Source organism: Xanthomonas sp. CFBP 8152, from assembly GCF_014199025.1.
GTDB classification, from domain to species: Bacteria; Pseudomonadota; Gammaproteobacteria; order Xanthomonadales; family Xanthomonadaceae; genus Xanthomonas; species Xanthomonas arboricola_B.
In genome coordinates this window covers 571844-597428 of record NZ_JACHNO010000002.1, presented here as the reverse complement: position 1 = coordinate 597428, position 25585 = coordinate 571844, and the positions used below count along the sequence as shown (strand labels likewise).

General features: G+C 66.8%; 18 protein-coding genes, 1 other RNA gene and 1 pseudogene. 15 read left to right on the top strand and 5 right to left on the bottom strand.

Annotation, left to right across the window (positions count from 1 at the left end; translation table 11 throughout):
* Window positions 1–24 precede the first annotated feature (24 nt).
* On the bottom strand, window positions 25–1113 hold the full coding sequence (locus tag FHT09_RS10205; RefSeq protein WP_104538601.1) for an HlyD family secretion protein: 1089 nt from the start codon (window positions 1111–1113) through the stop codon (window positions 25–27).
* Window positions 1110–2759, bottom strand: a complete 1650-nt coding sequence (locus FHT09_RS10200; protein ID WP_104538600.1) for an MFS transporter — start codon at window positions 2757–2759, stop codon at window positions 1110–1112. Before FHT09_RS10200 ends, FHT09_RS10205 begins: the two co-directional genes overlap by 4 nt.
* 87 nt (window positions 2760–2846) lie before the next feature.
* On the opposite strand from FHT09_RS10200, the gene ubiE reads away from it, so the two are divergent.
* The 11 genes from ubiE to FHT09_RS10145 all read left to right on the top strand — a co-directional run bounded on the left by ubiE (window position 2847) and on the right by FHT09_RS10145 (window position 18338).
* Complete coding sequence (gene ubiE, locus FHT09_RS10195; RefSeq protein WP_016903622.1) at window positions 2847–3608, top strand: bifunctional demethylmenaquinone methyltransferase/2-methoxy-6-polyprenyl-1,4-benzoquinol methylase UbiE; 762 nt, start codon at window positions 2847–2849, stop codon at window positions 3606–3608.
* Window positions 3609–3810: 202 nt separating this feature from the next.
* Window positions 3811–4701: a GGDEF domain-containing protein gene (locus FHT09_RS10190; protein WP_181126380.1), complete on the top strand. Its 891-nt coding sequence runs from the start codon at window positions 3811–3813 to the stop codon at window positions 4699–4701.
* A 227-nt stretch (window positions 4702–4928) separates the two neighbouring features.
* Window positions 4929–6884 (top strand): M1 family metallopeptidase, encoded by a 1956-nt coding sequence (locus FHT09_RS10185; RefSeq protein ID WP_184416965.1) that lies wholly within the window; start codon window positions 4929–4931, stop codon window positions 6882–6884.
* Between the two features lie 263 nt (window positions 6885–7147).
* On the top strand, window positions 7148–7867 hold the full coding sequence (locus FHT09_RS10180) for a hypothetical protein (protein WP_104606526.1): 720 nt from the start codon (window positions 7148–7150) through the stop codon (window positions 7865–7867).
* 145 nt (window positions 7868–8012) lie between these two features.
* On the top strand, window positions 8013–8636 hold the full coding sequence (locus FHT09_RS10175; RefSeq protein ID WP_104606525.1) for an HAD family hydrolase: 624 nt from the start codon (window positions 8013–8015) through the stop codon (window positions 8634–8636).
* 631 nt (window positions 8637–9267) lie between these two features.
* Window positions 9268–11307 (top strand): methanol/ethanol family PQQ-dependent dehydrogenase, encoded by a 2040-nt coding sequence (locus FHT09_RS10170; RefSeq protein WP_343125512.1) that lies wholly within the window; start codon window positions 9268–9270, stop codon window positions 11305–11307.
* Complete coding sequence (locus FHT09_RS10165) at window positions 11304–13067, top strand: quinoprotein dehydrogenase-associated putative ABC transporter substrate-binding protein (protein WP_104606524.1); 1764 nt, start codon at window positions 11304–11306, stop codon at window positions 13065–13067. The genes FHT09_RS10170 and FHT09_RS10165 overlap by 4 nt, the downstream gene beginning before the upstream one ends.
* Before the next feature lie 25 nt (window positions 13068–13092).
* On the top strand, window positions 13093–13743 hold the full coding sequence (locus FHT09_RS10160; protein ID WP_166775048.1) for a c-type cytochrome: 651 nt from the start codon (window positions 13093–13095) through the stop codon (window positions 13741–13743).
* Window positions 13740–14801: a beta-propeller fold lactonase family protein gene (locus FHT09_RS10155; RefSeq protein ID WP_104538594.1), complete on the top strand. Its 1062-nt coding sequence runs from the start codon at window positions 13740–13742 to the stop codon at window positions 14799–14801. The genes FHT09_RS10160 and FHT09_RS10155 overlap by 4 nt, the downstream gene beginning before the upstream one ends.
* A gap of 35 nt (window positions 14802–14836) precedes the next feature.
* Window positions 14837–15943, top strand: a complete 1107-nt coding sequence (locus tag FHT09_RS10150; protein ID WP_104538593.1) for an S-(hydroxymethyl)glutathione dehydrogenase/class III alcohol dehydrogenase — start codon at window positions 14837–14839, stop codon at window positions 15941–15943.
* A 10-nt stretch (window positions 15944–15953) separates the two neighbouring features.
* Window positions 15954–18338, top strand: coding sequence for a TonB-dependent receptor (locus FHT09_RS10145; RefSeq protein WP_104606523.1), 2385 nt, complete (start codon window positions 15954–15956; stop codon window positions 18336–18338).
* A gap of 320 nt (window positions 18339–18658) precedes the next feature.
* Here FHT09_RS10145 and FHT09_RS20445 read toward each other — a convergent pair.
* The 3 genes and pseudogenes from FHT09_RS20445 to FHT09_RS10135 form a co-directional block, all read right to left on the bottom strand.
* Window positions 18659–18852: pseudogene (locus FHT09_RS20445) on the bottom strand (hypothetical protein).
* 256 nt (window positions 18853–19108) lie between these two features.
* On the bottom strand, window positions 19109–21082 hold the full coding sequence (locus FHT09_RS10140; protein ID WP_104606522.1) for a sigma-54-dependent Fis family transcriptional regulator: 1974 nt from the start codon (window positions 21080–21082) through the stop codon (window positions 19109–19111).
* A gap of 243 nt (window positions 21083–21325) precedes the next feature.
* On the bottom strand, window positions 21326–22258 hold the full coding sequence (locus FHT09_RS10135; RefSeq protein ID WP_104538591.1) for a carbohydrate kinase family protein: 933 nt from the start codon (window positions 22256–22258) through the stop codon (window positions 21326–21328).
* Window positions 22259–22545: 287 nt separating this feature from the next.
* Between FHT09_RS10135 and FHT09_RS10130 the strand changes: the two genes are divergently transcribed.
* The 4 genes from FHT09_RS10130 (at window position 22546) to mreD (ending at window position 25584) form a co-directional block, all read left to right on the top strand.
* Complete coding sequence (locus FHT09_RS10130) at window positions 22546–23592, top strand: rod shape-determining protein (protein ID WP_006452025.1); 1047 nt, start codon at window positions 22546–22548, stop codon at window positions 23590–23592.
* 160 nt (window positions 23593–23752) lie between these two features.
* Window positions 23753–23828: non-coding RNA, sX9 sRNA (locus FHT09_RS10125), on the top strand.
* 80 nt (window positions 23829–23908) lie between these two features.
* Window positions 23909–25102 carry a rod shape-determining protein MreC gene (gene mreC / locus FHT09_RS10120; protein ID WP_104606521.1) on the top strand — a complete coding sequence of 398 codons (1194 nt, stop codon included), beginning with the start codon at window positions 23909–23911 and terminating at the stop codon, window positions 25100–25102.
* Window positions 25099–25584, top strand: coding sequence for a rod shape-determining protein MreD (gene mreD, locus FHT09_RS10115; protein ID WP_104538589.1), 486 nt, complete (start codon window positions 25099–25101; stop codon window positions 25582–25584). Before mreC ends, mreD begins: the two co-directional genes overlap by 4 nt.
* Window position 25585: the final 1 nt, after the last annotated feature.

The following is a 25585-nucleotide window of genomic DNA, read 5'->3' as shown; positions in this document are numbered from 1 at the left end:
CCGCATGATAGCGGCTGCGTCGCGTCAGTCGACCGCGCTGTCGGTGTCGATCGCCACCACCACCGACATGCCCGGGCGCAGTCGCGGAGCCAGCGCCTGGCCGGGATCGACGCTGATGCGCAGCGGAATGCGCTGGGCGATCTTGACGAAGTTGCCGGTGGCGTTGTCGGCCGGCAATACGCTGAATTCCGAGCCGGCGGCCGGGGAAATTTCCTGCACACGTCCGTGCAGGCGCGCGTTGTCCAGCGCATCCACGGTGAAGCTGGCGCGCTGCCCGATGCGGATCTTGGCCAGCTGGGTTTCCTTGAAATTGGCCACAATCCACAGCGTGTCCGGCACCAGCGACATCAGCTGCGTGCCATTGGTGACGTAGGCGCCCTGGCGCACGCCCAGCTGGCCGAGCTGGCCATCGCGCGGGGCCAAGATGCGCGTGTTGTCCAGATTGATCTGCGCCAGTTGTACGGCCGCCTGCGCGTTGGCCACCGCCGCTTCCAGGGCGGCGCGGTTGACGGTGACGCTGCGTGCATTCTCTTCGGCGGCCTGCACGGCGGCGCGCGCCTGTGCCACGCCGGCATCGGCCTGCGCACGTGCGGCGAAGGCGGTGTCGCGATCCTGTTCGGATACCAGTTTCTGGTCGGCCAGCTGCTGCGTGCGCGCATACGCCGAGCGGCTGCGGTCGCGCTGAGCCTGATTGCTGTTCAGTGCGGCGCGTTGTTCGGCGATGGTGGCATCGGCGCTATGCCGCTGCTGGTCCCAGTTGGACAGGTTGGCCTGCGCGGTCTGCAGCTGCGCCCTGGCCTGTTCGAGCTGCTGGGCATAGATGCGTTCGTCGATCCTGGCCAGCAGCTGGCCCTGCTTGACGTGGGCGAAGTCCTGTACCGGCACCTCGGTGACATAGCCGCTGACCTGCGGCGCGATCACGGTGATCTGGCCATGCACCATCGCGTTCTCGGTGCGCTCGACGGCGCTGACGAACGGCGGCAACCGCCATGCATACAGCACCAGTGCGACGCCGAGCAGGGCCAGCCCGCCGAAGCCGATCACGCCACCGATGCGGCGCCGCCTGCGACGTTGCAGATCGGCAGGAGAGGTTGAAGCTGCAGGTGTATTCATGGGCGCGCGGTGGAAGCAGGAGAGGGGGACGAAGCGGGTGGGCGCAGATAACGCCGCCACACCAGCACGGACAGGATCCACAGCCCGGTGGCGATGGCGATGCAGCCGATCAACAGGAACACGTCGTTGTAGGCGAGCACATTGGCTTCGCGCGTGGCCACGCTGCCCAGGGCGCGCACGCCCTGGGCCTGGCGCAGGGCCGGGTCGCCGATGCTGCGGCCGTACAGCGCGGCATAGGTCTGCACGCGCGCGGCCACTTGCGGGTCGGTCAATGCCAGATGTTCGACCAGCTGGTTGGAATGGTATTTCTCGCGCACGACCTGCACGGTGCCGAGCAACGCGCTGCCGAGCAGGCCGCCCATGTTCTGTGCCATGCCGAACAGCACGATGAAGCTGATCAGATTGCCCGGCTGCGCGATCACCCGGCCCAGCCCGGCCACCATCGCCGGGCCGATGAAGAAGGTGCTGCCAAACGCGAGCAGGAACTGGCTGACATACATCTGCTCCGGGCGGGTGAGGCTGGTGGCGTCGGCATCCATGAAACAGCCGATGCAGATCGCCGCCACCGCAATGATCAGATGCTCGGCCACCCGCGCCGGATTGATCAGCCACGCGCTGGCGGCCACGCCGACCACTGCGCCCAGCAACATCAGCGCGAACAGGGTCTGTAGCTGCGTGTTGGCCAGCCCCAGGGTCTGGAAGAAGCCGATCGCGCCGGTGCTCTGCTCGGACAGCACCAGCCGGATCAGCAGGATCGCCAGGCCCAGCCGCAGCATGTCGCCGCTGGCCAGCCAGCGCGTGTTGATCATCGGGTTGCGGCGGTTGTGCTCGATCCATGCCGCCGTGCACAGCAGCACGATGGAGGCCGCTAGCACCACGCCCAGCCACGGCGTGCTGGTCCACCACAGCAGCCGCCCCAACGACAGCACCGCCGCCAGCCCGGCCGAACCGGCCGCAAACAGGCTGAAGGTGAGGAAATCCAGCGGCTCGAACACGCGATAGCGGTCGCTGGGCGGCAGCTTGAGCGCCAGCACACAGGCCAGCGCGAACACCGCCAGGCCCAGTTCGAACAGGTACAGACCCTGCCACTGCGCAAATTCCAGCAGGTCGGTGGAGAACACCCGCGCCAATGGCAGTGCCAGCTGGGTCACCCCCAGCCCGGTTACCACCGCCTTGAGCCGGTACCTGGCCGGAAACGCCTGGATCACGTAATACAGCCCCAGCGAGCTGAGCGCGGCGCCCACCAATCCATGCGCGGCACGCACGGTGATCGCCGAGCTCAGGCTGTGCACGAACAGATGCGCGAAGGCGATGACCGCATACAGCGCCAGGAAGATCTCGGTGAAGCGCCGCAGCCCGAACTGCTGGCGGAACTTCACCAGCAGCAGGTTGGCCGACATGTTGGTCATCACATAGGCGGCCGGCAGCCAGGCCATTTCGGTTGCGTAGGCGCCCAGCGTGCCCTGCAGATAGGTCAGGTTGGCGGTGACCAGCGCATTGCTCAGCCCGCCGGTCAGCGCCACCACCACGCCCACCAGCCCGTACTGGATGCGGCGCCGGGTGGAGTGCAGGGGGGTGGAGGCCGACCCGGGCAGGGTGGGCTTCTCGTGGGGCTGCCAGTCGCGCTGGACGTACTTGTCGTGCACGCAAGGCTCGCAGGGCCGGTCGCAGGGAAGGCGGCGATTGTGGTCCGGTTGCGGTCATGGCGGCGTCAGCAGTGCGATAATCCGCCCATGAGCGAATCTCCCTATACCTCCGGTACCACCCATTTCGGCTTCCGCGATGTCGCTGCCAAGGACAAGCAGAAACTGGTCGGCGAAGTGTTCACCTCGGTCGCGCGCAACTACGACCTGATGAACGATCTGATGAGTCTGGGCGTGCACCGCGCATGGAAACGCTACTTCGTGGCGACCGCGCAGGTGAAGCCGGGCGACCGCGTGCTGGACCTGGCCGGCGGCACCGGCGACATCGCCGTGCTGCTCAAGGAGCGCGTCGGCAACGAAGGCGCGGTGGTGCTGGGCGACATCAACGCCGGCATGCTGTCGGTGGGGCGCGACCGGCTGACCAACCGCGGCCTGGTGGCCGGCTTCGATTACGTGCAATGCAATGCCGAGGCGCTGCCGTTCCCGGATCAGAGTTTCGATCTGGTGACCATTTCCTTCGGCCTGCGCAATGTCACCGACAAGGATGCCGCGCTGCGCGAGATGTATCGCGTGTTGAAGGTGGGCGGGCAGGCGCGCGTGCTGGAATTTTCCGAAGTCACCGCCGACTGGTTCAAGCCGATCTACGACTTCCACTCGTTCAAGATCCTGCCCAGGCTGGGTCAGCTGTTCGCACGCGATGCCGACAGCTATCAGTACCTGGCAGAAAGCATCCGCAAGCATCCGCCGCAGGAATCGCTCAAGGGCATGATGGGCGAGGCCGGATTCGCGCGTTGCCACTACAAGAATCTGACCGGCGGCATCGTGGCGATCCACTCCGGCTACAAGATCTGAACCGGATCCGACGCGTCATCGTCTGAGCGTCCAGCCCGGCAAACACCACGGCCGGGCATCGCGCGACCACGCCATGCTCGTGTTCGCTTGCCGCACGATTGCACTGTGCGCAGGTGCGTTTGCCGACAAACTTTTGAGACTCCCGTCGCGTCGGCTCCACCAACGGTCGGCGACACTAGGCGCCCTTTTGCCGGAGACGTGGATGCGCTTGTACGCAGGGTTGTCGCGCGTGTTTCCCCGCTCCTTCAGCGCCAAGCTGCTGGCGGTGACCTTTGTCGGCATCCACCTGCCGCTGCTGTTGTTGATCGCCTGGCTGGCAGCGCAAAGCGAGTTGAGCGGGCGCCCGCTGTGGTCGGTGGTGATCGTGGCGTTGCTGGCCACGCTGGCTGGCACCGCGGCGACCCTGTCGGCCCTGTATCGCCTACTCGCACCGCTGCGCATCGCCGCTGACGCGCTGGATGCGTATTACGCCGATCAACGTCTGCCCAGCCTGCCCGAACATGGCGACGACGAACTGGGGCGGTTGCTGCGCGGAATCAATCGCAGCCTGCGCGGCATCGATGCCGGCATGCGCGATCTGAAGAAACACGCCTTGTTCGACCCGCTGACCGAGGCCTTGAACCGGCGTGGCTGCGAACAGGCAATGTACGACTCGGTTACCTCCGCGCAGCGCGAAGGCTGGCCGTTCGTGCTGTTCGTGCTGGACATGGACAACCTCAAGCCGATCAACGACCGCTTCGGCCATCTGGCCGGCGATCGCGTGCTGGTGCGGCTGGTGGAATCAGCGTACGGCTGGCTGGGTGCGCAGGACTGGATCGGGCGCTGGGGCGGGGATGAATTCCTGATCGGCGTGCATGCCAGCGAGGACGACGCCACGCTCAAGCTCAACCAATGGCTGTCGATGCTCGAACGCGAGGATGCCGACGAAGCGCCGCTGCATGTGAGCGCCGGGAGCGCGGTGTGCGAGCGTGGCCTGGATGCCACCGAGCTGTATCGCCGTGCCGACGCGGCGATGTACCGCGCCAAGTTCTCCGGCGGCCGGCGTCTGGTGCGCGACGGGCATGACAGCCCGCGCAGCCATCCGGTGGTCTAGGCGATCCGGTAAGTCCCCGGCAGCCAGGGAGGCTGCGCCATCTGCGCGGATGCGCGTGCCCCACCCGCGGCCACTGCATCTTCCGCGCGGTGCGCGCCTGCCCATCGGCACGCCGACGATCGGCAGCGCCGCTCGCCAAGCGGCTGGCAAGCGCTGGTCTGCCATCGCACGGGCAGGCAACGGCGCGGGGCGTTAAAATGCCCGATTCCCTCGCTGCGGTGCCGTCGATGCGCTTCCCGTTCCTGTCGCTGTCCCTGGCCGTGTCCATTGCGCTGGCCGGCTGTTCCAACGAGTCCACGCCGCCGGCCGCCAGCACCGCTGCGCCGGCCACCACTGCCAAGGCCCCCGTGAAAGCAGATGCCCGCAACCACGACGAAAGCTCCTACGCCCAGCCGCAGCTGGTGGTCATCAAGGATCTGGCGCTGGACCTGAAGCTGGATTTCGACGCCAAGCAGATCGGCGGCACCGCCACCTACACGCTGCAGTGGAAGGACAAGGCCGCCAAGCAGCTGGTGCTGGACACGCGCGAGCTGAGCATTGCGCAGGTGCAGGCCGACGACGGCAAGGGCGCGCTGGCGCCGCTGCAGTTTGCGCTGGCGCCGGCCGACAAGACCTTCGGCAGCAAGCTCACCATCGAGGCGCCGAATCAGCCGGCCAAGGTCGTGATCACCTATCACACCGCGCCGACCGCCTCCGGCCTGCAGTGGCTGGAGCCGTCGATGACCGAGGGCAAGCAGTTGCCTTTCATGTTCAGCCAGTCGCAGGCGATCCATGCGCGCAGCTGGGTGCCGTTGCAGGACACCCCGAGCGTACGCTTCACCTATAGCGCGCACGTGACCTCGCGCCCGGACGTGATGGTGCTGATGAGCGCCGACAACGACCCCAAGGCCGCGCGCGACGGCGATTACAGCTTCAAGATGCCCGAGCCGATTCCCTCCTATCTGCTGGCGATCGCCGCCGGCGATATGGTGTTCAAGCCGATTTCCGCGCGCTCGGGCGTGTGGGCCGAGCCGGCCATGGCCGACAAGGCCGCCAAGGAATTCGAAGACACCGAAAAGATGATCGGTGCCGCCGAAAAACTGTATGGCCCGTATCGCTGGGGCCGTTACGACATGCTGGTGCTGCCGCCGTCGTTCCCGTTCGGCGGCATGGAGAATCCGCGCCTGACCTTCGCCACGCCCACCGTGATCGTCGGCGACAAGTCGCTGGTCTCGCTGGTCGCGCACGAACTGGCGCATAGCTGGTCGGGCAACCTGGTGACCAATGCCAGCTGGAAGGACATCTGGCTCAACGAGGGCTTCACCACCTACGTGCAGGCCCGCATCACCGAGGCGCTGTATGGCGCGGAGATGGCCGAGATGGAGCGCGAGATCGACCAGGGCGACCTGCTGGCCGAAGTGAAGGGCATGGCGCCGGCCGACCAGGCGCTGGCGCTGCCGCCGTTGGCGGAGCGCGACCCAGACGAAGCGCTGAGCCAGGTGGCCTACGTCAAGGGCGCATGGTTCCTGCAGTTCCTGGAGCAGCGCTTCGGCCGAGAGGTGTTCGACCCGTTCCTGCGCGGCTGGTTCGACGATCATGCGTTCCAGAGCGCCACCACCGACCAGTTCGTCGATTACCTCAACAAGAACCTGCTGGACAAGCATCCCAATACGGTCAGCGCGGCCGAGGTGGATGCGTGGTTGAAGCAGCCGGGCATCCCGGCCTTCGCTGCCAAGGCACGCTCGCGCAGCTTCTCGATCGTGGACACCGCGCGCATCGCCTGGAGCGGCAGCGGCACGCTGCCGAGCAAGCAGGTCACCGGCGAATGGGGCACGCAGGAATGGGTGCATTTCCTCAGCGGCATGGGCGCCACGCTCAAGCCCGAGCAGCTCAAGCAGCTGGATGAGGCCTACCACTTCACCGGCACCCCGAACGGCGAAATCGCCATGCGCTGGTACCCGCTGGCGATCCGCAGCGGCTACACCGATGCGCGCCCCGCTGCAGGCGAGTTCATCGAACGCGTCGGCCGCCGCAAGCTGGTGCTGCCGATCTACGCCGAGTTGTTGAAGACCCCGGACGGCATCGCCTTCGCCGAACAGGCCTTCGAAAAAGCCAAGCCCAGCTACCACCCGATCACCACCGCCTCGGTGGCCGAGATGATCGCCAAGGCCAAGGCGGCACCGCCGACGCAGCCGCAGCCGTAATGGCAGGGGAGGGCGTTGCAGACGCCCTCCCGCCGCTTTCATTGCTGCATCGTGCAGGTGGCACCGTGCCTGCAATCGCGCCGTTTCTATGGCACCGCGCCCTGCAATCGCCGTTGTAGGAGCGCACCCGGGCGCGACGTGGCGTTACCGGGAATGCTCCATCGCGCCCGGGTGCGCTCCTACGCTGTGCGGTCGTCTGATCGTGGCTGTCGCGGGCAGGCTGGTATCGTTGCCGCTGCCTTTTATGCCTTCCGGAGTCGACAATGAAGTATCTGCTGAGCGCGGCCCTGTGCGTGGCTGCAGTGAGTGGCTGTACCGACCGCGAGGCGCAGCGCCAGGCGCAGGCAAGCGCGCAGGCGCAAGCCAAGCAACAACAGGCCGACGCACTCGCCAAGCAATACGACGCGGCGGTGAAGGCCGGTAACTGGGACATGGCACGCGCGCATGGCGCCGCACTGCTGGAAGGCTACGCCGGTACCGCGGCGGCCACACGCATCGAACCCGGCTATGCGGACATCAAGGCCAAGGGCGACCAGGCGCGCGAACTGCGCCGCATGCAGGCGTTGTGGCAGTACTCGCAAGTGCCGGCCAAGGGCGGCACGCAGCGCTCGGCGATGATCGATGCCACCAGCCGCGTGGATGTCGACGGCAGCGGCCCCAAACCGGTGAGCCTGGTGTTCCGCGATCACCCGCAGTGGAAGCGCCACAGCTATCTCGTGCTCAAGGCCGGCGACTTCAACTGCTATGGCGGCTGCAAGGTGCAGGTCTCGGCCGATGGCGGGGCACCACGCCCGATGGCCGCTCACCGCCCCGACACCGATGAAGCGATCGCGATGTTCATCGACGACGACAAGGCGCTGTGGAAGCTGGTACGCAACGCCAAGCGCATCAGCATCGCATTCCCGGTGAAAGCCGGCGGCACGCGCACGGCAGCGTTCGAAGTGGGCGGCCTGGATACCACCCAGATGCCGGGCTGGAAGTAGGCGCACCGCCACTGCAGGTCACCAGCTGCGCAGCCGGTGCACGGCATCGGCATGGAGTGCTGGTTCATTCGGGTGCGCACGCGCGATGTGCGTTCCCCTCACGGCTTGCGATGTTGCGTCAACCATCTCTGGAGTCTCCCCACGTATGGACGCCACGACCATCACTCCGATCTCTCCCGCGTTGTCCGGCTACCGCCATTGGGTGTTCGACATGGACGGTACGCTGACCGAAGCCGTGCACGATTTTGCGTTGATCCGACGCGCGTTGGACATCCCGCCCGAGGCGGACATCCTGCATCACCTGGCATCGCTGCCGGCCGAGCAGGCCACCGCCAAACACGCCTGGTTGCTCGATCACGAGCGTGAACTCGCACAGGCCGCACAGGCCGCACCCGGTGCAGTGGCCTTGGTGCATGCATTGCAGGCGGCCGGATGCCGGCTCGGCGTGCTGACCCGCAATGCGCGCGCATTGGCGCAGGTGACACTGCAGGCGATCGGCCTGGGCGATGCATTCGCCTGGGACGACATCGTCGGCCGCGATGAAGCCGCCCCCAAACCCGCACCCGACGGCCTGCAGTATTTCGCACGACGTTGGGCGGTGGACGTCGCAGCACTGGTCATGGTCGGCGATCACCACAACGACCTTGCCTGCGGTCGTGCAGCCGGGGCCTGCACCGTGCTGGTCAACACACCCGGCGATCCGTGGCCGGGCCTTGCCGACTGGCGGTTGCAGGATTGCACGCAGTTGCTGGCGCAGTGGAACCGCTAGGGTGAGGTTCGGCGGGTAGGCCAGGCGTGCGGAAGGATGGCCTGCGATGCATGGCTGGCCGCATGTCGTTGGATGACGTCGACGATCAGGACACCGTTATCGCCTTGGAAGTGACATGCGCTCGAAGGGGCGTGGACGCTGCTGAATCTTGCAACGCGTCATCAGCAAGCCAGACATAACGCACCTGGCCTATGCCGTAACTTCATCCGCCCTTCGGGCACCTTCTCCCGATGGGAGACGCCAAGGCCGCGGCGGCACCTCGTTCGATTATGTCGTGCGGTCTTTGGATGTGCGGCATTGATTTGCGCGGGCCAGAGACAACCATGTCGCCTCGCGCGAGCTGAGTTCACAGCACTAACCGGCAGGCAGTCCCACACCCGCTGCACCATCCATGTCACAGCACGCCCGGCGCAAACTGTGTCAGAACCGGGACAGTGCACCTGGCGCAAGCGACTGCCACCACGGCAAACCCCCGCTGCCCGGACATGGTGCATCGCACCAGCACGCTGGCATGGCGTTTGCTCTTTCCCTCTCGACGTTTCCGACGTCCGCGGTGCAACTGGCGGGTGCAACGCCTGCGCCGCGGGATGCTTCAAACGACTGGTTGTTCAATCCAGAGGGGTAGACGCATATGCACCAATCTTCCTGTCGCAGCCTGCGCAGCAGTGTGCTGCTCATGCTTGCGCTGAGCGCCGCGCTGGCCGGGTGTAAAAGAGACGCCGCCACCGAGACCGCTGCGCCGGCACCGGCCGCCGCTCCCGCCGCTGCGCCGGCTGCCGCCGCCGTGGTCGACACCGATAGCGAGTTCACCACCAATGCCACCAACCCCGACAACTGGGGCGGCATCGGGCGCGACTTCGCACTCACCCGGCACAGCCCGCTGGCCGAGATCAATCGCGACAACGTCAAGAATCTGAAGATGTCGTGGGAAATGAAGACCGATGCCACGCGCGGCCACGAGGGCCAGCCGCTGGTGATCGGCAGCGTCATGTACATGGTCAGCGCGTATCCGAACAATGTGTTCGCCATCGACCTGGCGGCGCAGGACGACGGCGGCAAGGTGTTGTGGAAGTACACCCCGCAGCAGGACGAACGCTCGGTGGCGGTGGCGTGCTGCGATACGGTCAACCGCGGCGCCTCCTATGCCGACGGCAAGCTGGTGTTCGGCAGCCTGAGCGGCGATGTGATCGCACTCAATGCCAAGACCGGCAAGGAAGTGTGGAAGCAGAAACTCGCGCACCCGGACAAGGGCGAAACCATCACCATGGCGCCGATCATCGCCGACGGCAAGGTGGTAGCCGGCATCAGCGGCAACGAGTTCGGCGTGCTTGGTCGTGTCGCTGCCTACAACCTTGCCGATGGCAAGCAGTCCTGGTCCTGCGATGCGGCCGGCACCGACAAGGCGATCTGCCTGGGTGCGGATTTCAACAAGGCCAATCCGCAGCATGGGCAGCTCGGCGATCTGGGCGTCAAGACCTTTCCCAACGACGAATGGAAGCGTGGCGGCGGTGCGGCATGGGGCTGGTACAGCTACGACCCGACGTTGAAGCTGCTGTATTACGGCACCGGCAATCCCGGCCTGTGGAGCCCGTCGTATCGGTGCGGCAAGACCTCGCATGAGGAATGCAACAACGGCGAGCATGACAACAAGTGGTCGATGACCTTGTTCGCGCGCAAGATCGATACCGGCGAGGCGGTGTGGGGTTATCAGAAAACCCCATTCGACCAATGGGATTACGACGGCATCAACGAGCCGATCCTGGTCGATCTGAGCATCGACGGCAAGCAGGTTCCATCGGTGGTGCAGTTCGATCGCAACGGCTTTGCCTACGTGCTCGATCGTCGCGACGGCACCTTGCTGCGCGCGCACAAGTTCGTGCCGGCCAACTGGGCCGAACGCATCGATATGAAGACCGGCCGCCCGGTCAAGGTGGCCGCGCATTCGCCGCTTGAACGCGGCAAGAAGGTGCAGGCCTTCCCCTCGGCGATGGGCGGCAAGGACCAGCAGCCGTGCTCGGTGGATCCGGCCAATGCGGCGGTGTTCTTCTGCGGCACCAACAACTGGCATATGGAGCTGGAACCGCAGGAACGCGGCAACACCATGATGGGCCTGCCGTACGTGTTCGCCAACGTGATGATGAAGCCGAACGAGCCGGGTGCGTTGGGCATCGTCAAGGCCTTCGACGTGGTGGAAGGCAAGTCCAAGTGGGAGATCAAGGAGAAGTTTCCGGTGTGGAGCGGCACCCTGGTCACCGACGGCGGGCTGGTGTTCTACGGCACGCTGGATGGCTGGTTCCGTGCGGTGGACAAGGACACCGGCAAGAAGCTGTGGGAGATGAAACTGCCCTCCGGCATCATCGGCAACCCGATCGCCTACAAGGCCAATGGGCACCAGTACGTGGCGGTGTTCTCGGGCATCGGTGGCTGGATCGGTCTGCCGGTGGCCGCAGGTCTGGATCCGTCCGATCCGTATGGCGCCCTGGGGGCCGCAGGGCTGGCGTTCGGCGCCGGCTTCGACAAGATTCCGCTCGGCGGCATGGTGCATAGCTTCCGTATCGATGGTGCCGGCAAGACCGTGACCGCCACTGCCACTGCCACTGCCACCGCCACGGCAGCCGCCACGGCAGCCGCAGGCGGCACCGCCAATGCCGCAGCGAAGACTGCACGATGAGTTCCACGCAAGGCGTTGGACGCGCACACCGGCAGTTCGCTGCCGGTGCGCGTGGCATGTACCGGCAGCTGTGTCGGCTGCTGGCGCTTTGCAGCCTCGGACTCGTCGCCGCAGGCTGCACCCGTGAGCCGTCCTCACCGACGGCTCGCGCTTCTCATTCCGATGCGGCACCGAGGGCGGCGGCCGCATCCACTGCGGTGCCGGCCGCGGCAAGTGCCCCCCCGCCGGCGCCCGATCCGCACGTACTGCGGGTATGCGCCGACCCGGGCAACATGCCGTTGTCCAACAAGGCCGGCGACGGTTTTCAGAACAAGATCGCGCAGGTCGTGGCCGACGCCATGGGCCGGAGCCTGGAATACGAGTGGCGCACCTATTACCAGCGCGGGTTGGCACGCAGCACCATCACTGCCGGCCGCTGCGATGTGCTGATGGACCTCAACAGCGATTTCGAGCAGGGCCTGACCACGCGCCCGCTGTATCGCTCGGCTTACGTGCTGGTGACGCGCAAAGGGGTGGATCTGGTGCCGACGTCGCTGGACGACCCGGCGCTGAAAAAACTGCGGCTGGGCGTGTTCCAGAGCTCGCCCGCACGCCAGGCCCTGTACGAGCACGGCATCAGCGGCGAGGTGCAGTACCTGTTCTACGACTCGGCCACGGCGCCGGGGGAACATCCCGGCAAGCTGGTCGAACGGGTCGCCGCCAATGAACTGGATGCGGCCGAATCCTGGGGCCCGGTGGCCGGTTACTACGCGCAACGCAGCGGCCTGGGCGTGGTGCCGCTCAATACCATCGACGATGCGGTGCTGGAGTATTCGATGGCGTGGGCGGTGTCGCGCAAGAACGCACAGCTGCGCGATGCCTTGAACACCGCGATGCAACAGAGCGCGGCAAGGATCGCCGAGATCCTGCGCAGCTATCACGTGCCGCTGGTGCGCTGTGGCGATTGCGTGGTGGCCGGCGATCTGGCCGCGCACGGGCCGTATGCGACGCCGACGCCGGTGTCCACGGCGCCAAGCCCGGCTGCGTCCTCGCAGGAGCTGGCGCAGTTGCAACTGCGCATCGCCGACGGTGCCGACACGAACCAGGAACTGGCGCATGCGCTGGACGCCGGCGATGGCGTGCGCGTGGCGTGGTTGTTGCGGCATGGCGCCGATGCCAATCGTCCCAACCTGCTCGGCGAGCCGCCGTTGCATCAGGCGATCCGCAACCAGGAGCCGGATCTGGTCGGTTTGCTTCTCGATGCCGGCGCACGCCTGGATGCGCGCGATGCCGGCGGCTGGACCGCGTTGATGAAGGCGGCCTGGGCCAACGATGCCGACAGCGTGGCCAGGTTGCTCGGCAGGCGTGCGCCGGTGGACACCGTTTCCAGCGATGGCTGGAGCGCGCTGGACCTGGCGGTGTCCTACGCCGATGTCGGCGTGGTGCAGGCATTGCTCAAGGCCGGTGCGAATGTGCGGCGTGCCAATCCCAGCGGCTTCACGCCGGCGATGTTCGCGGTGGCGCGCGATGACCCGGCAATTCTCGATGCGGTGCTGGCAGGCGGCGCCGAGGTTGGCCACGCCAACCAGGCTGGCGTCACCGCATTGATGCTGGCCGCAGAGTCCGGGCGCGATGCGGTGGCCAAGCGCTTGCTGGCGGCCGGCGCGGATCCTGCCGCACGCAATCGCGACGGCAAGACGGCCGCCGCGTTGGCACAGGCGCGCGGCGATACCGCGCTGGCCGCGCTGCTCACCGAGGCGAAGCAGCCGGCCCGGCAATGACTGTGTCACCCGCCGCGTGCGCGGAGTGCGCGGTGCTCCCTCCGATCAGAAAGGTTCATTCATGCGCAAGTCCACAGTGGGTTGTTTCGATCGTTGCATGCGCGCACCGCTGTGCGCGGTGCTGCTCAGTGTCGTGCTGGCCGCCTGCGGCAAGGACGCACCGCCGCCCGCGCCCGAGGCGGCCGCTCCGCCGGCTGCCAGTCCGCCTGCGCCGGCCACCGGCACCACCGCGCCTGCGCCAGCAGCGGCGGCCGTCGGGGCGCCCGGCCCGGCCGCCGGGCCTGCGCCGGATCCGGCCACGCCGCCCGCAGCGCCTGCCACCGTGGTGCCGATCCCGAAGGGGCCGGAGGTCAAGGTCACTCCCGAACTGATCGCCGAGGGCAAGAAGATCTATTTCTCGGCCGGCTGCAATGCCTGCCATGGCGGCACCGGTGGTGGCGGCATGTGCCCGCCGTTGATCAACGACATCTGGGTGTATGGCAGCGACGACGACACCTTGCGTACGCTGATCAGCGAGGGCACCGCCGCGATGATCACGCACGGCAAGACCCGGATCGGGCATGAAAAGGTGGTCGGGCAGATGCCGCCGTTCGCACCGGTGCTCAAGCCGGGCGATACCGAAAAACTGCTCGCCTTCATCCATTCGATCAACAAGACCGCGGGCAAGGTGCAATGAGGCCAGCGCCAATCGGTTGGCAGTGCCTGCTTGCGGCCACCACGCTGGGCGCGCTGCTGGCCTTGGCCGGTTGCCGGCGCGATGCGGAACCGCCGGCGTCCAACGCTGCGCCGGCGACAGCGACGCCTGCAACGCCCGCCGCAGCACCGGTGCCCTCGACACCGCCGGTGTTTGCCTATGTGCCCAATCAACGCAGCGGCACGGTGTCGGTGATCGACACGCACACCGATACGGTGGTGCGTACGCTCAGTGCGCAGGGACAGTTGGGCAAGCGCTTGCAGCAGGTATTGCCCGGCCCACACGGGCATCTGTACCTGATCGATGCCGAGCATCACCGTCTGATCGAACTGGATACCGAAAAGGACGCGGTGCTGCGCAGCGTGGAGATCGGCGAGAACGCCGAAGGCATTGCGCAGTCGCCGGACGGCAAGCAGTTTGCGGTGTGCGTGGAAGGGCAGAACCAGGTGATGTTGATCGATGCGGCGCAGTTCAGCGTGCAGCAGGTGATCGCCACGCGCGGGCAGGCGCCGGAGCACTGTGCCTACACGCCGGACGGGCGCTGGCTGCTCACCAGCAACGAGGGCTCCAACGACATGGACATGATCGAGCTGGCCACCGGTCGCTCGCGTGGCGTGGTCGCCACCAGCGGCCATCCGCGCGGCATGGCGTTCGCGCCGGACGGGCACAGCGTCTACATCGCGCAGGAGACCGCCAACGTGGTGGACGTGATCGACCTGCAGACGCGCCAACGCCGCGCCAGCCTGCCGGCCGGCGTGCGTACGGCGGGCGTGGCGTTGTCGGCCGACGGCACGCGGCTGTATGCGTCCAACGGCGGTGCCGGCACGCTCAGCGTGATCGATACCCAGAGCGCACGCAGTCTTGCCGAGATCGCGGTGGGGCTGCGGCCGTGGAATCCGGCGCTGACCCCGGCCGGCGACAAGCTGTATGTCGCCAACGGGCGCTCGAACACGGTGAGCGTGATCGATACCGTCGCGTTGCGCGAGATCAAACAGATCCCCGTCGGCGAATTGCCGTGGGGCGTGGTCATCGCGCGCTGAGCGGCGGCCATGCCGCAGCGCGCCAGGGAGGCCGGATGAAGACACGCGCTGCGGTGGCATGGGGTCCGCACCAGCCGCTGACTATCGAAGAGGTGGATCTGCAGCCGCCGCGGCCCGGCGAGGTGCTGGTGCGCCTGGTCGCCACCGGGATCTGCCATGGCGATGCGCATGCGTTGACACACGGGCAGGCGGCCAGCTTTCCGGTGATCCTGGGGCAGGAGGGCGCCGGCATCGTCGAAGCGGTCGGCATCGGCGTCACCAGCGTGCAGCCCGGCGATCACGTCATTCCGCTGTACATGCCCGAATGCGGGGTGTGCAAGTTCTGCCGCTCCGGTCGCACCAACCTGTGCCAGGCGATCCGCAGCAGCCAGGAGCGCGGGCTGATGCCCGACGGCAGCAGCCGGTTCTCGTTGCACGGGCGGCCGATCCTGCACCACATGGGCACCAGCACGTTCTCCGAATACACCGTGGTGCCGGAGATCGCGGTTGCGCGGATCCATCCGGAGGCACCGCTGGACCGGGTCTGTCTGCTCGGTTGCACGGTCACCACCGGCATCGGTGCGGTACTCAACAGCACGCATGTGCGGCCCGGCGACTGCGTGGCGGTGTTCGGGCTGGGCGGCATCGGCTTGTCGGTGGTGCAGGGCGCGGTGCTGGCACAGGCCGGGCGCATCATCGCGGTGGATATCGACCCGGCCAAGTTCGCGCTTGCGCGTGCCTTGGGCGCCACCGATTGCCTGGATCCGCGCGACTACGGTGCGCCGATCCAGCAGGTGATCGTGGACCTCACCGACGGCGGCGCCGACCACAGCTTCGCATGCGTGGGCGATGTCGGCGCAATGCGCGCGGCGCTGGAGTGCTGCCACAAGGGCTGGGGCGAGAGCGTCATCCTCGGCGTGGCCGACGACGCCCAGGAAATCAGTACGCGCCCGTTTCAACTGGTGACCGGACGGGTGTGGCGCGGCAGCGCGTTCGGCGGAGTGAAAGGGCGCAGCGAGTTGCCCGGCTATGTCGCGCGCTATCTGCACGGCGACATCCAGCTGGCCCCGTTGATCACCCGCACCCTGGCGCTGGACGACATCAATCAGGCGCTGGCGGACTTGCGTGCGGCGCGCGGCATCAAATCGATCGTGCTCTATTGAGGAGACGCAGATGGCAGCAGGCACACGCAGCACGGCAAGGTTGCACCATCACGCACTGGCAGGCGCCTGCGCCAGCGCCTTGCTTGCGAGCAGCGCGCTGGCAATGGCGGCCGAGGCGCCGCAAGTGACCTGGCTGGACCGCATCGAGGTCACCGCCACGCCGATTCCCGGCACCACCATCGATGCGGCGCAACTGCCGTACATGGTGCAATCGGCCACCAACAGCGCGTTGTCGCGCGCGCGCAGCAACAACCTCGGCGATCTGCTGCAGCGGCGCTTCGTCGGCGTGGATGGCAACGATGTGCAGGGTAGCGCGTTCCAGAACGATCTCACCTTCCACGGGTTTCGCGCCTCCGCCTTGCCCGGCGCCTCGCAAGGCGTGTCGGTGTATCTGGATGGCGTGCGGTTCAACGAACCGTTCGCCGACATTGTCAGCTGGGACATGCTGCCCGAGTCGGCAATCAACGCAGTCACCCTGATGCCCGGCTCCAATCCGTTGTTCGGGCCGAACACGCTCGGTGGCGCGGTGGTGCTGTCCACCGCATCGGGCCTCACCTCACCGGGGTTGCAGGGCGAGCTGAGCATCGGCAGCGGTGCGCGCAAGCGACTGGATGCCAGTTACGGGCTCGCCAGCCAGGACGGCTGGCATGGCTTCGTCGCGGTCACCGGTTTCGACGAGAACGGCTGGCGCGATGCCTCCGAGGGCCGCCTGGGAACCGTGTTCGGCAAGGTCGGCAAGCAGGGCGAGCAGACCGACTGGAGCCTGTCGCTGCTGCACGGGCGCAGCCGCCTGATCGGCAATGGCCTGCTGCCGGATACGCGCTACACCGACGATGGCCCCGAGCCCGGCCTGTATCGCGCCGACCGCCGCGCGGTGTACACCTCGCCCGATCTCACCCGCAATCGCAATACGCTGTTCACCGCGCAACTGGACCATCGTTTCACTGCGGACACCGCATTGCATGCACTGGCCTACGCGCGCGTGGGCCGCCGCGACACCGTCAACGGCGATATCGGCGAGGACTACGAAGAATTCGTCGAAGAATGCGCCTCCGGTTACGCCGCCGGCGGCAGCGCGCTGGATGCCGATTGCGATGTCGCACGCGCCGATGCCGATGCCTTGCCCACCGGCGCGCTCAACACCACCCAGATGCGCCAGCAGGCGCAAGGCCTGGCAGTCAACCTGAGCAGCCAGTGGGGTGCGCATGCGCTCAGCACCGGCGTCACCTTCGATCGTGGCCATGTGCGGTATCGGCAATTCGCGCGCGATGGCTGGGTGCAGGAAGACCGCTCGGTCGCCGCCGATCCGGATGCCGGGCGCGCGTTCTTTTCCGGCGTGCGCGGCAGCACCAAGACGCTGGGCGTGTTCGTCGCCGACACCTGGGCGCTGGACGATGCCACCCATCTCAGCGCCGCAGTGCGCTGGAATCGCGTGGTGGTGGATAACATCCTTTCCACTGCCGACGACGGCGACCGCCCCCGCGAGCGCTTCGTCTACGCCAAGGCCAATCCGTCCCTGGGCCTGACCCATCGGCTCGATGCGGGGCTGACGCTGTACGGCTCGGTCGCGCAGAACAGCCGTGCACCGACCGCGATCGAACTGGGCTGCGCCGATTCCACCCAGCCGTGTCGGTTGCCGACCGGCCTGCAGGCCGACCCGCGCCTGGAGCAGATCGTCTCGCGCACGTACGAGCTCGGCGCGCGCTGGGCATCATCGGCCGACAGCAACGCCAGCCTGTCGGTGTACCGCGCCGACAATCGCGACGACATTTTGTTCCTGCGCGCACCGGACACGCAGCTGGGTTACTTCGACAATGTCGGCCGCACCCGCTACCAGGGCGCGGATCTGGCGCTGCGCCTGCGCAGCGGCGACTGGCAATGGTCGGCCGGCTACAGCTTTCTGGATGCGACCTACCGCAGCGATGGCGAGCTGCTGTCCGGCGAACGCGTGATCGCGTTGCGGCCAGGCCTGCGCATCGCCGCGTTGCCGCGCCACAACCTCAAGCTCGGCGTGGAATGGCAGCGCGATGCGCTGACCCTGGGCGCCGGGGTGCGTGCGGTGGCCGGGCGCGTGGCCAGCGGCAACGAGGATGGCCAGGTCGACAACGCCGAAGACGGCGAGCCCGCACCCGAGCGCATCGACATCGGCACCGCCGGCTACGCGCTGGTGGATCTGCAGGCGCGTTGGCAACTGGGCGCGCGGCTGTCGCTGTTCGCCCGCGTCGACAACGTCTTCAACCGCCGCTACGCAACCTACGCGGCCGTGGCCGAAGATGTGTTCCCCGATGGCGAACTCGCGCGCCCGCAGGATGCGCCGGTGGAAACCGGCCCGGCAAGGTTCCTCGCGCCGGGCGTGCCGCGGCAGTATCTGATCGGCATACGCTGGGCGTTATGAGGCTGGGGATTCGGGATTGGAGATTAGGGATTCGCAAGGCGCAAGGTGCAATCGCCAGTCGCCCGCAGCGTTATCTGGATGGTGCCGAGCTGTGCTAGTCGAGGGCGCGGTGCCCTCACCGCTCGCGGGACACGCCGTGGACCCATCCCTGGGGGCTCGGTGGCGGCATCCATGCCGCCACACGGTCCCGCAATCGGTGAGGCCACCGCACCAGAGAGTTGGCTGGTGACGTCATTGAAGAACGAAGACACTGCAGCAGACAGTTAATGGTTACTCGGAAGCTTAGATCAAGAGCCGAGTCGGTCGAGCGCGCGGCGCCCTCACCGCTCGCGGGACACGCCGTAAACCCGTCCCTGGGGGCTCGGTGGCGGCATCCATGCCGCCACACGGTCCCGCAAGCGGTGAGGACACCGCACCAGACAGTTGATTGGTTGCCTTGTTTAAAACCATGCACACCGACCATCTCGACTGGCCCTTGCCCGCCCACCGTCGCGGGACCTTACGCGGCATGGATGCCGCGTAAGAGCCTACATGGACGTACTTGCGGCGTGTCCTGCGATGGTGGGCGGGCAAGGGCCCTGCAGCCAAGCCCCAAATCATCCCCTCCACAATCGCGGCATCAACACGGGGTGCATGCCACCTCAAGCAACAGCGGCACCCGCCTGGTGGTCAAGAAGTGCTATTGATAAATCGCTCCAAATACCAGCGCCAAGAACCAGCATTGGCTCTAACGAATCCCCAATTCCGAATCCCAAATCCCCGCCCCTCACTCACCCGGTATCCAGGCCATGCTTGCGTAGCTTGCGATACAGCGTATTGCGGCTGATGCCCAGGGCATCGGCGGTGCGGCTGACATTCCAGCGGTGGCGCTCGAGCTGCTGCTGCAACACCAGACGTTCGGCCTGGTCGAGTGCGACGCGGCCGGGCATGTCGTCGGCGGCCACCGCGCGGCCATCGACCAGGCACGGTGCGCTGCCGGCATCGACGATTTCCTGCGGCAGGTTGGGCAGGCGGATCACCCCGTCGCTGCACAAGACTGCCGCCGTGCGCAGCACGTTGCGCAACTGGCGCAGGTTGCCCGGCCATGCGTAGCTCAGCAGTTTGTGCATCGCTTCTTCGCTGATGCGCACGCTGTGCTCGCTGTTTTCCTCGCGCAGCAGGGTGCCGATCAGCTCGGCCTTGTCGCTGCGCTCGCGCAGCGGTGGCAGGTGCAGCACCACGCCATTGAGCCGGTAATACAAATCCTCGCGAAACTCGCCGGCCGCCACCCGCTGCGCCAGATCGCGATGGCTGGCGCTGATCACGTGCAGCTCCAGAGGTACCGCGCGTTCGCTGCCCAGCGGAGTGACGCATTGTTCTTCCAGCACGCGCAGCAGGCGGCTCTGCAAGGGTAGCGGCATGTCGCCGATTTCATCCAGAAACAGCGTGCCGCCGCTGGCCTGCAGCAATTTGCCGTGGCGCCCCTCGCGCGCGGCATCGGTGAAGGCACCGCGTGCATACCCGAACAATTCGCTCTCGATCAATGCCTCGGGAATTGCCGCGCAGTTGATCGCCACGAAGGCGCTGCCGGACCACGGCGAGCCACGGTGCACCGCCTTGGCAAATTCCTCCTTGCCGGTGCCGGTATCGCCGCGCAGCAGAATCGACACGCGATGCGCGGCCAGTTTCAATGCATTGGCCAGGTTGTGGCGCATGCGCGAATCCGAGCCGACATGCTCACCGGGGTGCAGGTCGGTATCCGGCGCCAGCTGCGCCGGCCCGCCCACCGCCGGCAGTGCAGCGCGCGCGCGCGGCGGGCGTACCAGTGCATAGAAACGCCGCCCATGGCAGGCGCAGCGGATCGACCACAAGGTGCCGGCATCGCTGCCTGCGCGGTGCTCGAGGGTGTCGAAGTCCAGTTGCATCACCTGGGCGATATTGCGGCCCACCAGCTGGCTGCGATCGATCTTGCCCAGTTGCTCCAGCACCGCCTCGTTGACTGCCAGCACGCGGCCGTCGGTGTCGATCGCAATCAGTGCCTCGTGCAGCAGGCCGGCAAACTCGGGCCGGCTATGGAAGCGCAGGATGAAGGCATGGCCGAACTGGTTGAGGAAATGCGAGCGCGAGATCTGCGCCGCCGACATGCTCACCAGGGCCACGGTATGACGCTGGATCTGCTTGCCGTCCTGCGCATTGGGGGTGGACGCATCCAGCACCGCCAGCAGGCCGCCATGCGGGTCCAGGATGGGCGCGCCGCTGCACGATAGCGGCAGATGGCGGGTCAGATAATGTTCGCCGCGGTGCACGCTCACTGCGGTGCGCTCGGCCGCGCAGGTGCCCAGGCCGTTGGTGCCCTGATGACACTCGGCCCAGCTGGCGCCGCAAAACAGGCCGGCCTGGCGGAACTCGCGCAGCAGGGTCGGGTCATGCACGCTGTGCAGCACGGTCGCTTCGGCATCGGCAAAGATCACGGCGTAGCCGCTGCCGGCGATCTGCTCGTAGAGGTTTTCCATCTCCACCTTGGCAATGCGCAGCACATCGCTCAAACGTTGCTGGCGCTCGCGCACGTGCAGCGCATCGTGCACCAGCGGCGCGGGAGCTGCCTCTGGCAACAACGCATAGTCGTCCAGGCAGCGCCGCCACGAGCGCGACAGTGGGGCGGCAAGCGGCGCGATGTCGCGCAGCCGACGGATCTGCCGGAGCGCATCCGGTTCGATCTCCGGCAGGGCGATGGACGTGGCGGCGACAACGCTTGGCTCGGACATGGGCCAGCGTTCCTCAGTGGGCGCGAAGCGTCAGTAGAGGCACAGATCGGACTGATGCTCAAACTGCATTGCAGCAAAGTGCGGTGCAGACGCGCCCCTCTCCAGCGGGAGGGGGGTGAGGGTACGGTGCGGAGCGTCGTGCTGTTCACACTGCATGAGGTTTCGCCCGTCCCCTCATCCGCCCCTGCGGGGCACCTTCTCCCGAGGGGAGAAGGGCAAAGCGTTGATCAGCGGCGGTACGCGTCAGAGCGCATAACCGAACTGCTGCTTGAACTGGTCGTTGAACTCGGCAAAGTCGAACCGCTGGTTCTGCGTGCCCGGGTGCTCCACCTTCAGCGCGCCCATCAGGTTGCCCATGCGGCCGATCGTCAGCCAATCGTAACCGCCCTGGATGCCGTAGATCAGGCCGGCACGGAAGGCGTCGCCGCAGCCGGTGGGGTCGACCACGCGGCGCTCGTGCGCCGGCGGGATGTCGTAGGTCTTTTCCGGGGTATGCACCAGCGCGCCCTTCGGGCCCTGCGTGGTGATGTAGGCCTGCACGCGCGAGACGATGTCCTTCTCGTTCCAGCCGGTGCGTTCCTGCAGCAGGTTGGACTCGTAATCGTTGACCACCACATAGTCCGCCTGCTCGATGAACTGGCGCAGTTCCGGGCCGTTGAACAACGGCATCGCCTGGCCGGGATCGAAGATGAAGGGGATGCCGGCGGCAGCGAACTCTTCCGCATTCTGGATCATGCCCTCGCGCCCGTCCGGGCCGACCAGGCCCAGGGTCACGCCCGGCACATCCTTCACGTGGTTTTCGTAGCTGCGCATCATCGCGCCCGGATGGAACGCGGTGATCTGGTTGTTGTCGTGGTCGGTGGTGATGAAGGCCTGCGGGGTGAACAGGTCGTCGATGATCTTCACCCGCGACAGGTCGATCCCCAGCGTTTCGAAGTGTTCGCGGTACGGGCCGAAATCCTGGCCCACGGTGCCCATCGGGATCGGCGCGCCGCCGAGCAGATGCAGGTTGTAGGCGATGTTGCCGGCGCAGCCGCCGAACTCGCGGCGCATGCGCGGGACCAGGAACGACACATTCAGGATGTGCACCTTGTCCGGCAGGATGTGGTTCTTGAACTGGTCCGGAAACACCATGATGGTGTCGTAGGCGAGGGAACCACAGATCAGTGCGGACATCGAGTCAGGCCTTTGCGTTGGGAAATACCCGCCAGTTGCCGGGCATGGCAGCGGGACGGCGCGAGCGCCGCGGCGCAAAGGGTAACGGCTGCGACCGATCAGGGCCACAACCGCATGCCATGCCCGGCGTGACCAGCACATGAAAACGACGCCGCAACGGCCGATTTTTCCTTGCCCGCATCGGGGGGGATTGCTAGGCTAGTGGACTTCGTTTTCTGCCCGCGTATCGACCAGTTGTTTCTGCATTGGCGACGGGGCAAGCGACTCTTTCAGGAACGGCTCCCTCGATGTTCAAGAAACTCCGCGGCATGTTCTCCAACGACCTGTCCATCGACCTGGGCACGGCCAATACGCTGATCTACGTACGCGGGCAGGGCATCGTACTGAACGAACCGTCGGTGGTGGCGGTGCGTCAGGACCGCGCAATCGGCGGTACCCGTTCGGTCGCGGCAGTGGGCGCAGAGGCCAAGCAGATGCTCGGCCGCACCCCGGGCCACATCACCACGATCCGCCCGATGAAGGATGGCGTCATCGCCGATTTCACCTACACCGAGGCAATGCTGAAGCACTTCATCAAGAAGGTGCACAAGTCGCGCTTCCTGCGCCCGAGCCCGCGCGTGCTGGTGTGCGTGCCGGCCGGTTCTACCCAGGTCGAGCGCCGCGCCATCAAGGAATCGGCGGAAGAAGCCGGTGCGCGCGATGTGTATCTGATCGAAGAACCCATGGCCGCCGCGATCGGTGCCGGCATGCCGGTGACCGAGGCGCGCGGTTCGATGGTCATCGACATCGGCGGCGGCACCACCGAGGTGGCGGTCATCTCGCTCAACGGCATCGTCTACTCGCAGTCGGTGCGTGTGGGCGGCGACCGCTTCGACGAGTCGATCACCAATTACGTGCGTCGCAACCACGGCATGCTGATCGGCGAAGCCACTGCCGAGCGCATCAAGCTGCAGATCGGCTGTGCCTACCCGCAGGACGAGGTGCAGGAGATGGAAATCTCCGGCCGCAATCTTGCCGAAGGCGTGCCCAAGATGATCAAGATCAACTCCAACGAAGTGCTCGAGGCATTGCACGAGCCGCTGTCGGGCATCATCTCCGCGGTCAAGCTGGCGCTGGAGCAGACCCCGCCGGAACTGTGTGCCGACGTGGCCGAGCGCGGCATCGTGCTCACCGGCGGCGGCGCACTGCTGCGCGACCTGGACCGCCTGATCTCCGAAGAAACCGGCCTGCACGTGCAGGTGGCCGACGACCCGCTGACCTGCGTGGCCCGCGGCGGCGGTCGTGCGCTGGAGCTGGTGGACATGCACGGCAACGAGTTCTTCGCGCCGGAGTGATGGGGACGGGAATCGGGAATCGGGATTGGGGAATCGTAAAAACATGCCCTGCCTGCGGCCCGTTGCGGTTACTACGCGGTCCCGCCGATTTGAGTTCCAGAGCAGCCATCAAAACTACTGCACAGCCGCCAGGCGGGCGTGGCCTGTGCTCGGAATCCTCATGCACCCTCCGTACACTCCGGTTCCTGCGCGCCGCCCGCACCCACCTGACCATTGCTCGCTACGTTTTGTTAGCCGCTTCTAGCCTCAGCCGCACCAAGGGCAGCACAGCGCGCTCCGATTCCCCATTCCCGATTCCCCAATCCCGGCCCTGACAGTGCCCTCCTACGCCGGTCCTCCCGTCGCCTCCCGTCCGGGCGAAGTCACCTCCACGCTGCGGTTGCTGGTCTATCTGGTGCTGGCGGTCGTGCTGATCGCGCTCGATAGCCGGGGCGGGTGGCTCAGCCAGATGCGCCTGCAGGCCAATCTGCTGATCCAGCCGATCTGGGCGGTGGCCGGGTTGCCGGGGCGGATCGGCTCGCAGGTGCGCGACAACGCCGCCACCCATGCGCAACTGGTGGAAGAAACCCGCTCGCTGCGCAATCAGCTGCTGGTGGCCAACGCGCGCCTGACCCGGCTACAGACCGCTGCGCTGGACAATGCGCAGCTGCGCGAGCTGCTCAATGTCGCCGAGCGCCGCGGCCTGGACGTGCAGCTGGCGCCGATCCTGGATATCGACCTGGACCCGACCCGGCAGCGCCTGCTGCTGGACGCCGGCAGCCGCGATGGCGTGCTGATGGGGCAGGCGGTGATCGATGCCGGCGGCCTGATGGGCCAGGTGATCGAAGTGACCCCGCTGCATTCGACCGTGCTGCTGCTGACCGACCCCGACCACGCGGTGCCGGTCAGCGTGGCGCGCAACGGCGTGCGCTTGATCGTTTACGGCCGCGGCGACCGGCTGGAGCTGCGCGACATCCCGCTCAGCGCCGGCGTGCAGGTGGGCGACGAAATCGTCACCTCCGGCCTCGGTGGCCGCTTCCCGGCCGGCTTCCCGGTCGGCAAGGTGTCCGAACTGCATCCGGACGACACCCACGCCTTCCTGGTCGGCGAACTGACCCCGGCCGCCAAGCTCGATCGCGGCCGCGATGTGCTGCTGCTGCGCGCGGGCAAGCCGCTGCGGGTGATGCCGGGGGCCGGGAGTCGGGAATCGGGAATCGGGAATGGCAACGGCGCCGCGTCGACGCCATCCCCGCAATCGACGAGGCAACCCGCAGCCACCGCACCAACGCAGGGCAGCGCTCCCACCGATTCCCAATTCCCGATTCCCAATTCCCGTCTCCGCAGCAGCCAGGGCGCAGCAACTGCACCGCCGCAGAACACCGCTCCTACCAATTCCCAGTTCCCGATTCCCAATTCCCGTCCCCGAAACAACCAGCGCGCAGCCACCGCACCGCCGCAGAGCACCGCGCCTACCGATTCCCCATTCCCGATTCCCAATTCCCGTCCGGCTCCGCAGGAGACGGACCGATGACCCGCATGCGCAACACCTGGATCCTGCCGGCGAGCATCGTCATCGCGCTGGTGCTGGGCCTGCTGCCGCTGCCGGAACTGGTGCAGCCGCTGCGTCCGTACTGGCTGGCGCTGGTGCTGGCGTACTGGGTGATCGAGGAGCCGGACCGGGTCGGGCTGGGCATCGCCTTCGTGGCCGGGGTACTGGCCGACCTGCTGTATGGCGGGCTGCTCGGCGAACAGGCGCTACGGCTGGTGATCATGACCTTCATCCTGCAGCGCTTCCGCGCGCGGATGCGCTTCTTCCCGGTTTCGCAGCAGGCGCTGGCGATCGGCGGGCTGCTGCTCAACGACCGCATCGTCTCCTCGGCCGTGCATCTGGCCGTGGGCGAGCCGACCCTGCCGTGGAGTTACTGGTGGGCGCCGCTGCTGGGCATGGCACTGTGGCCGCCGCTGTTCGTGTTGCTGGATGCGGTGCGGCTGGGCAAACGGAGCAAGAAGTAAG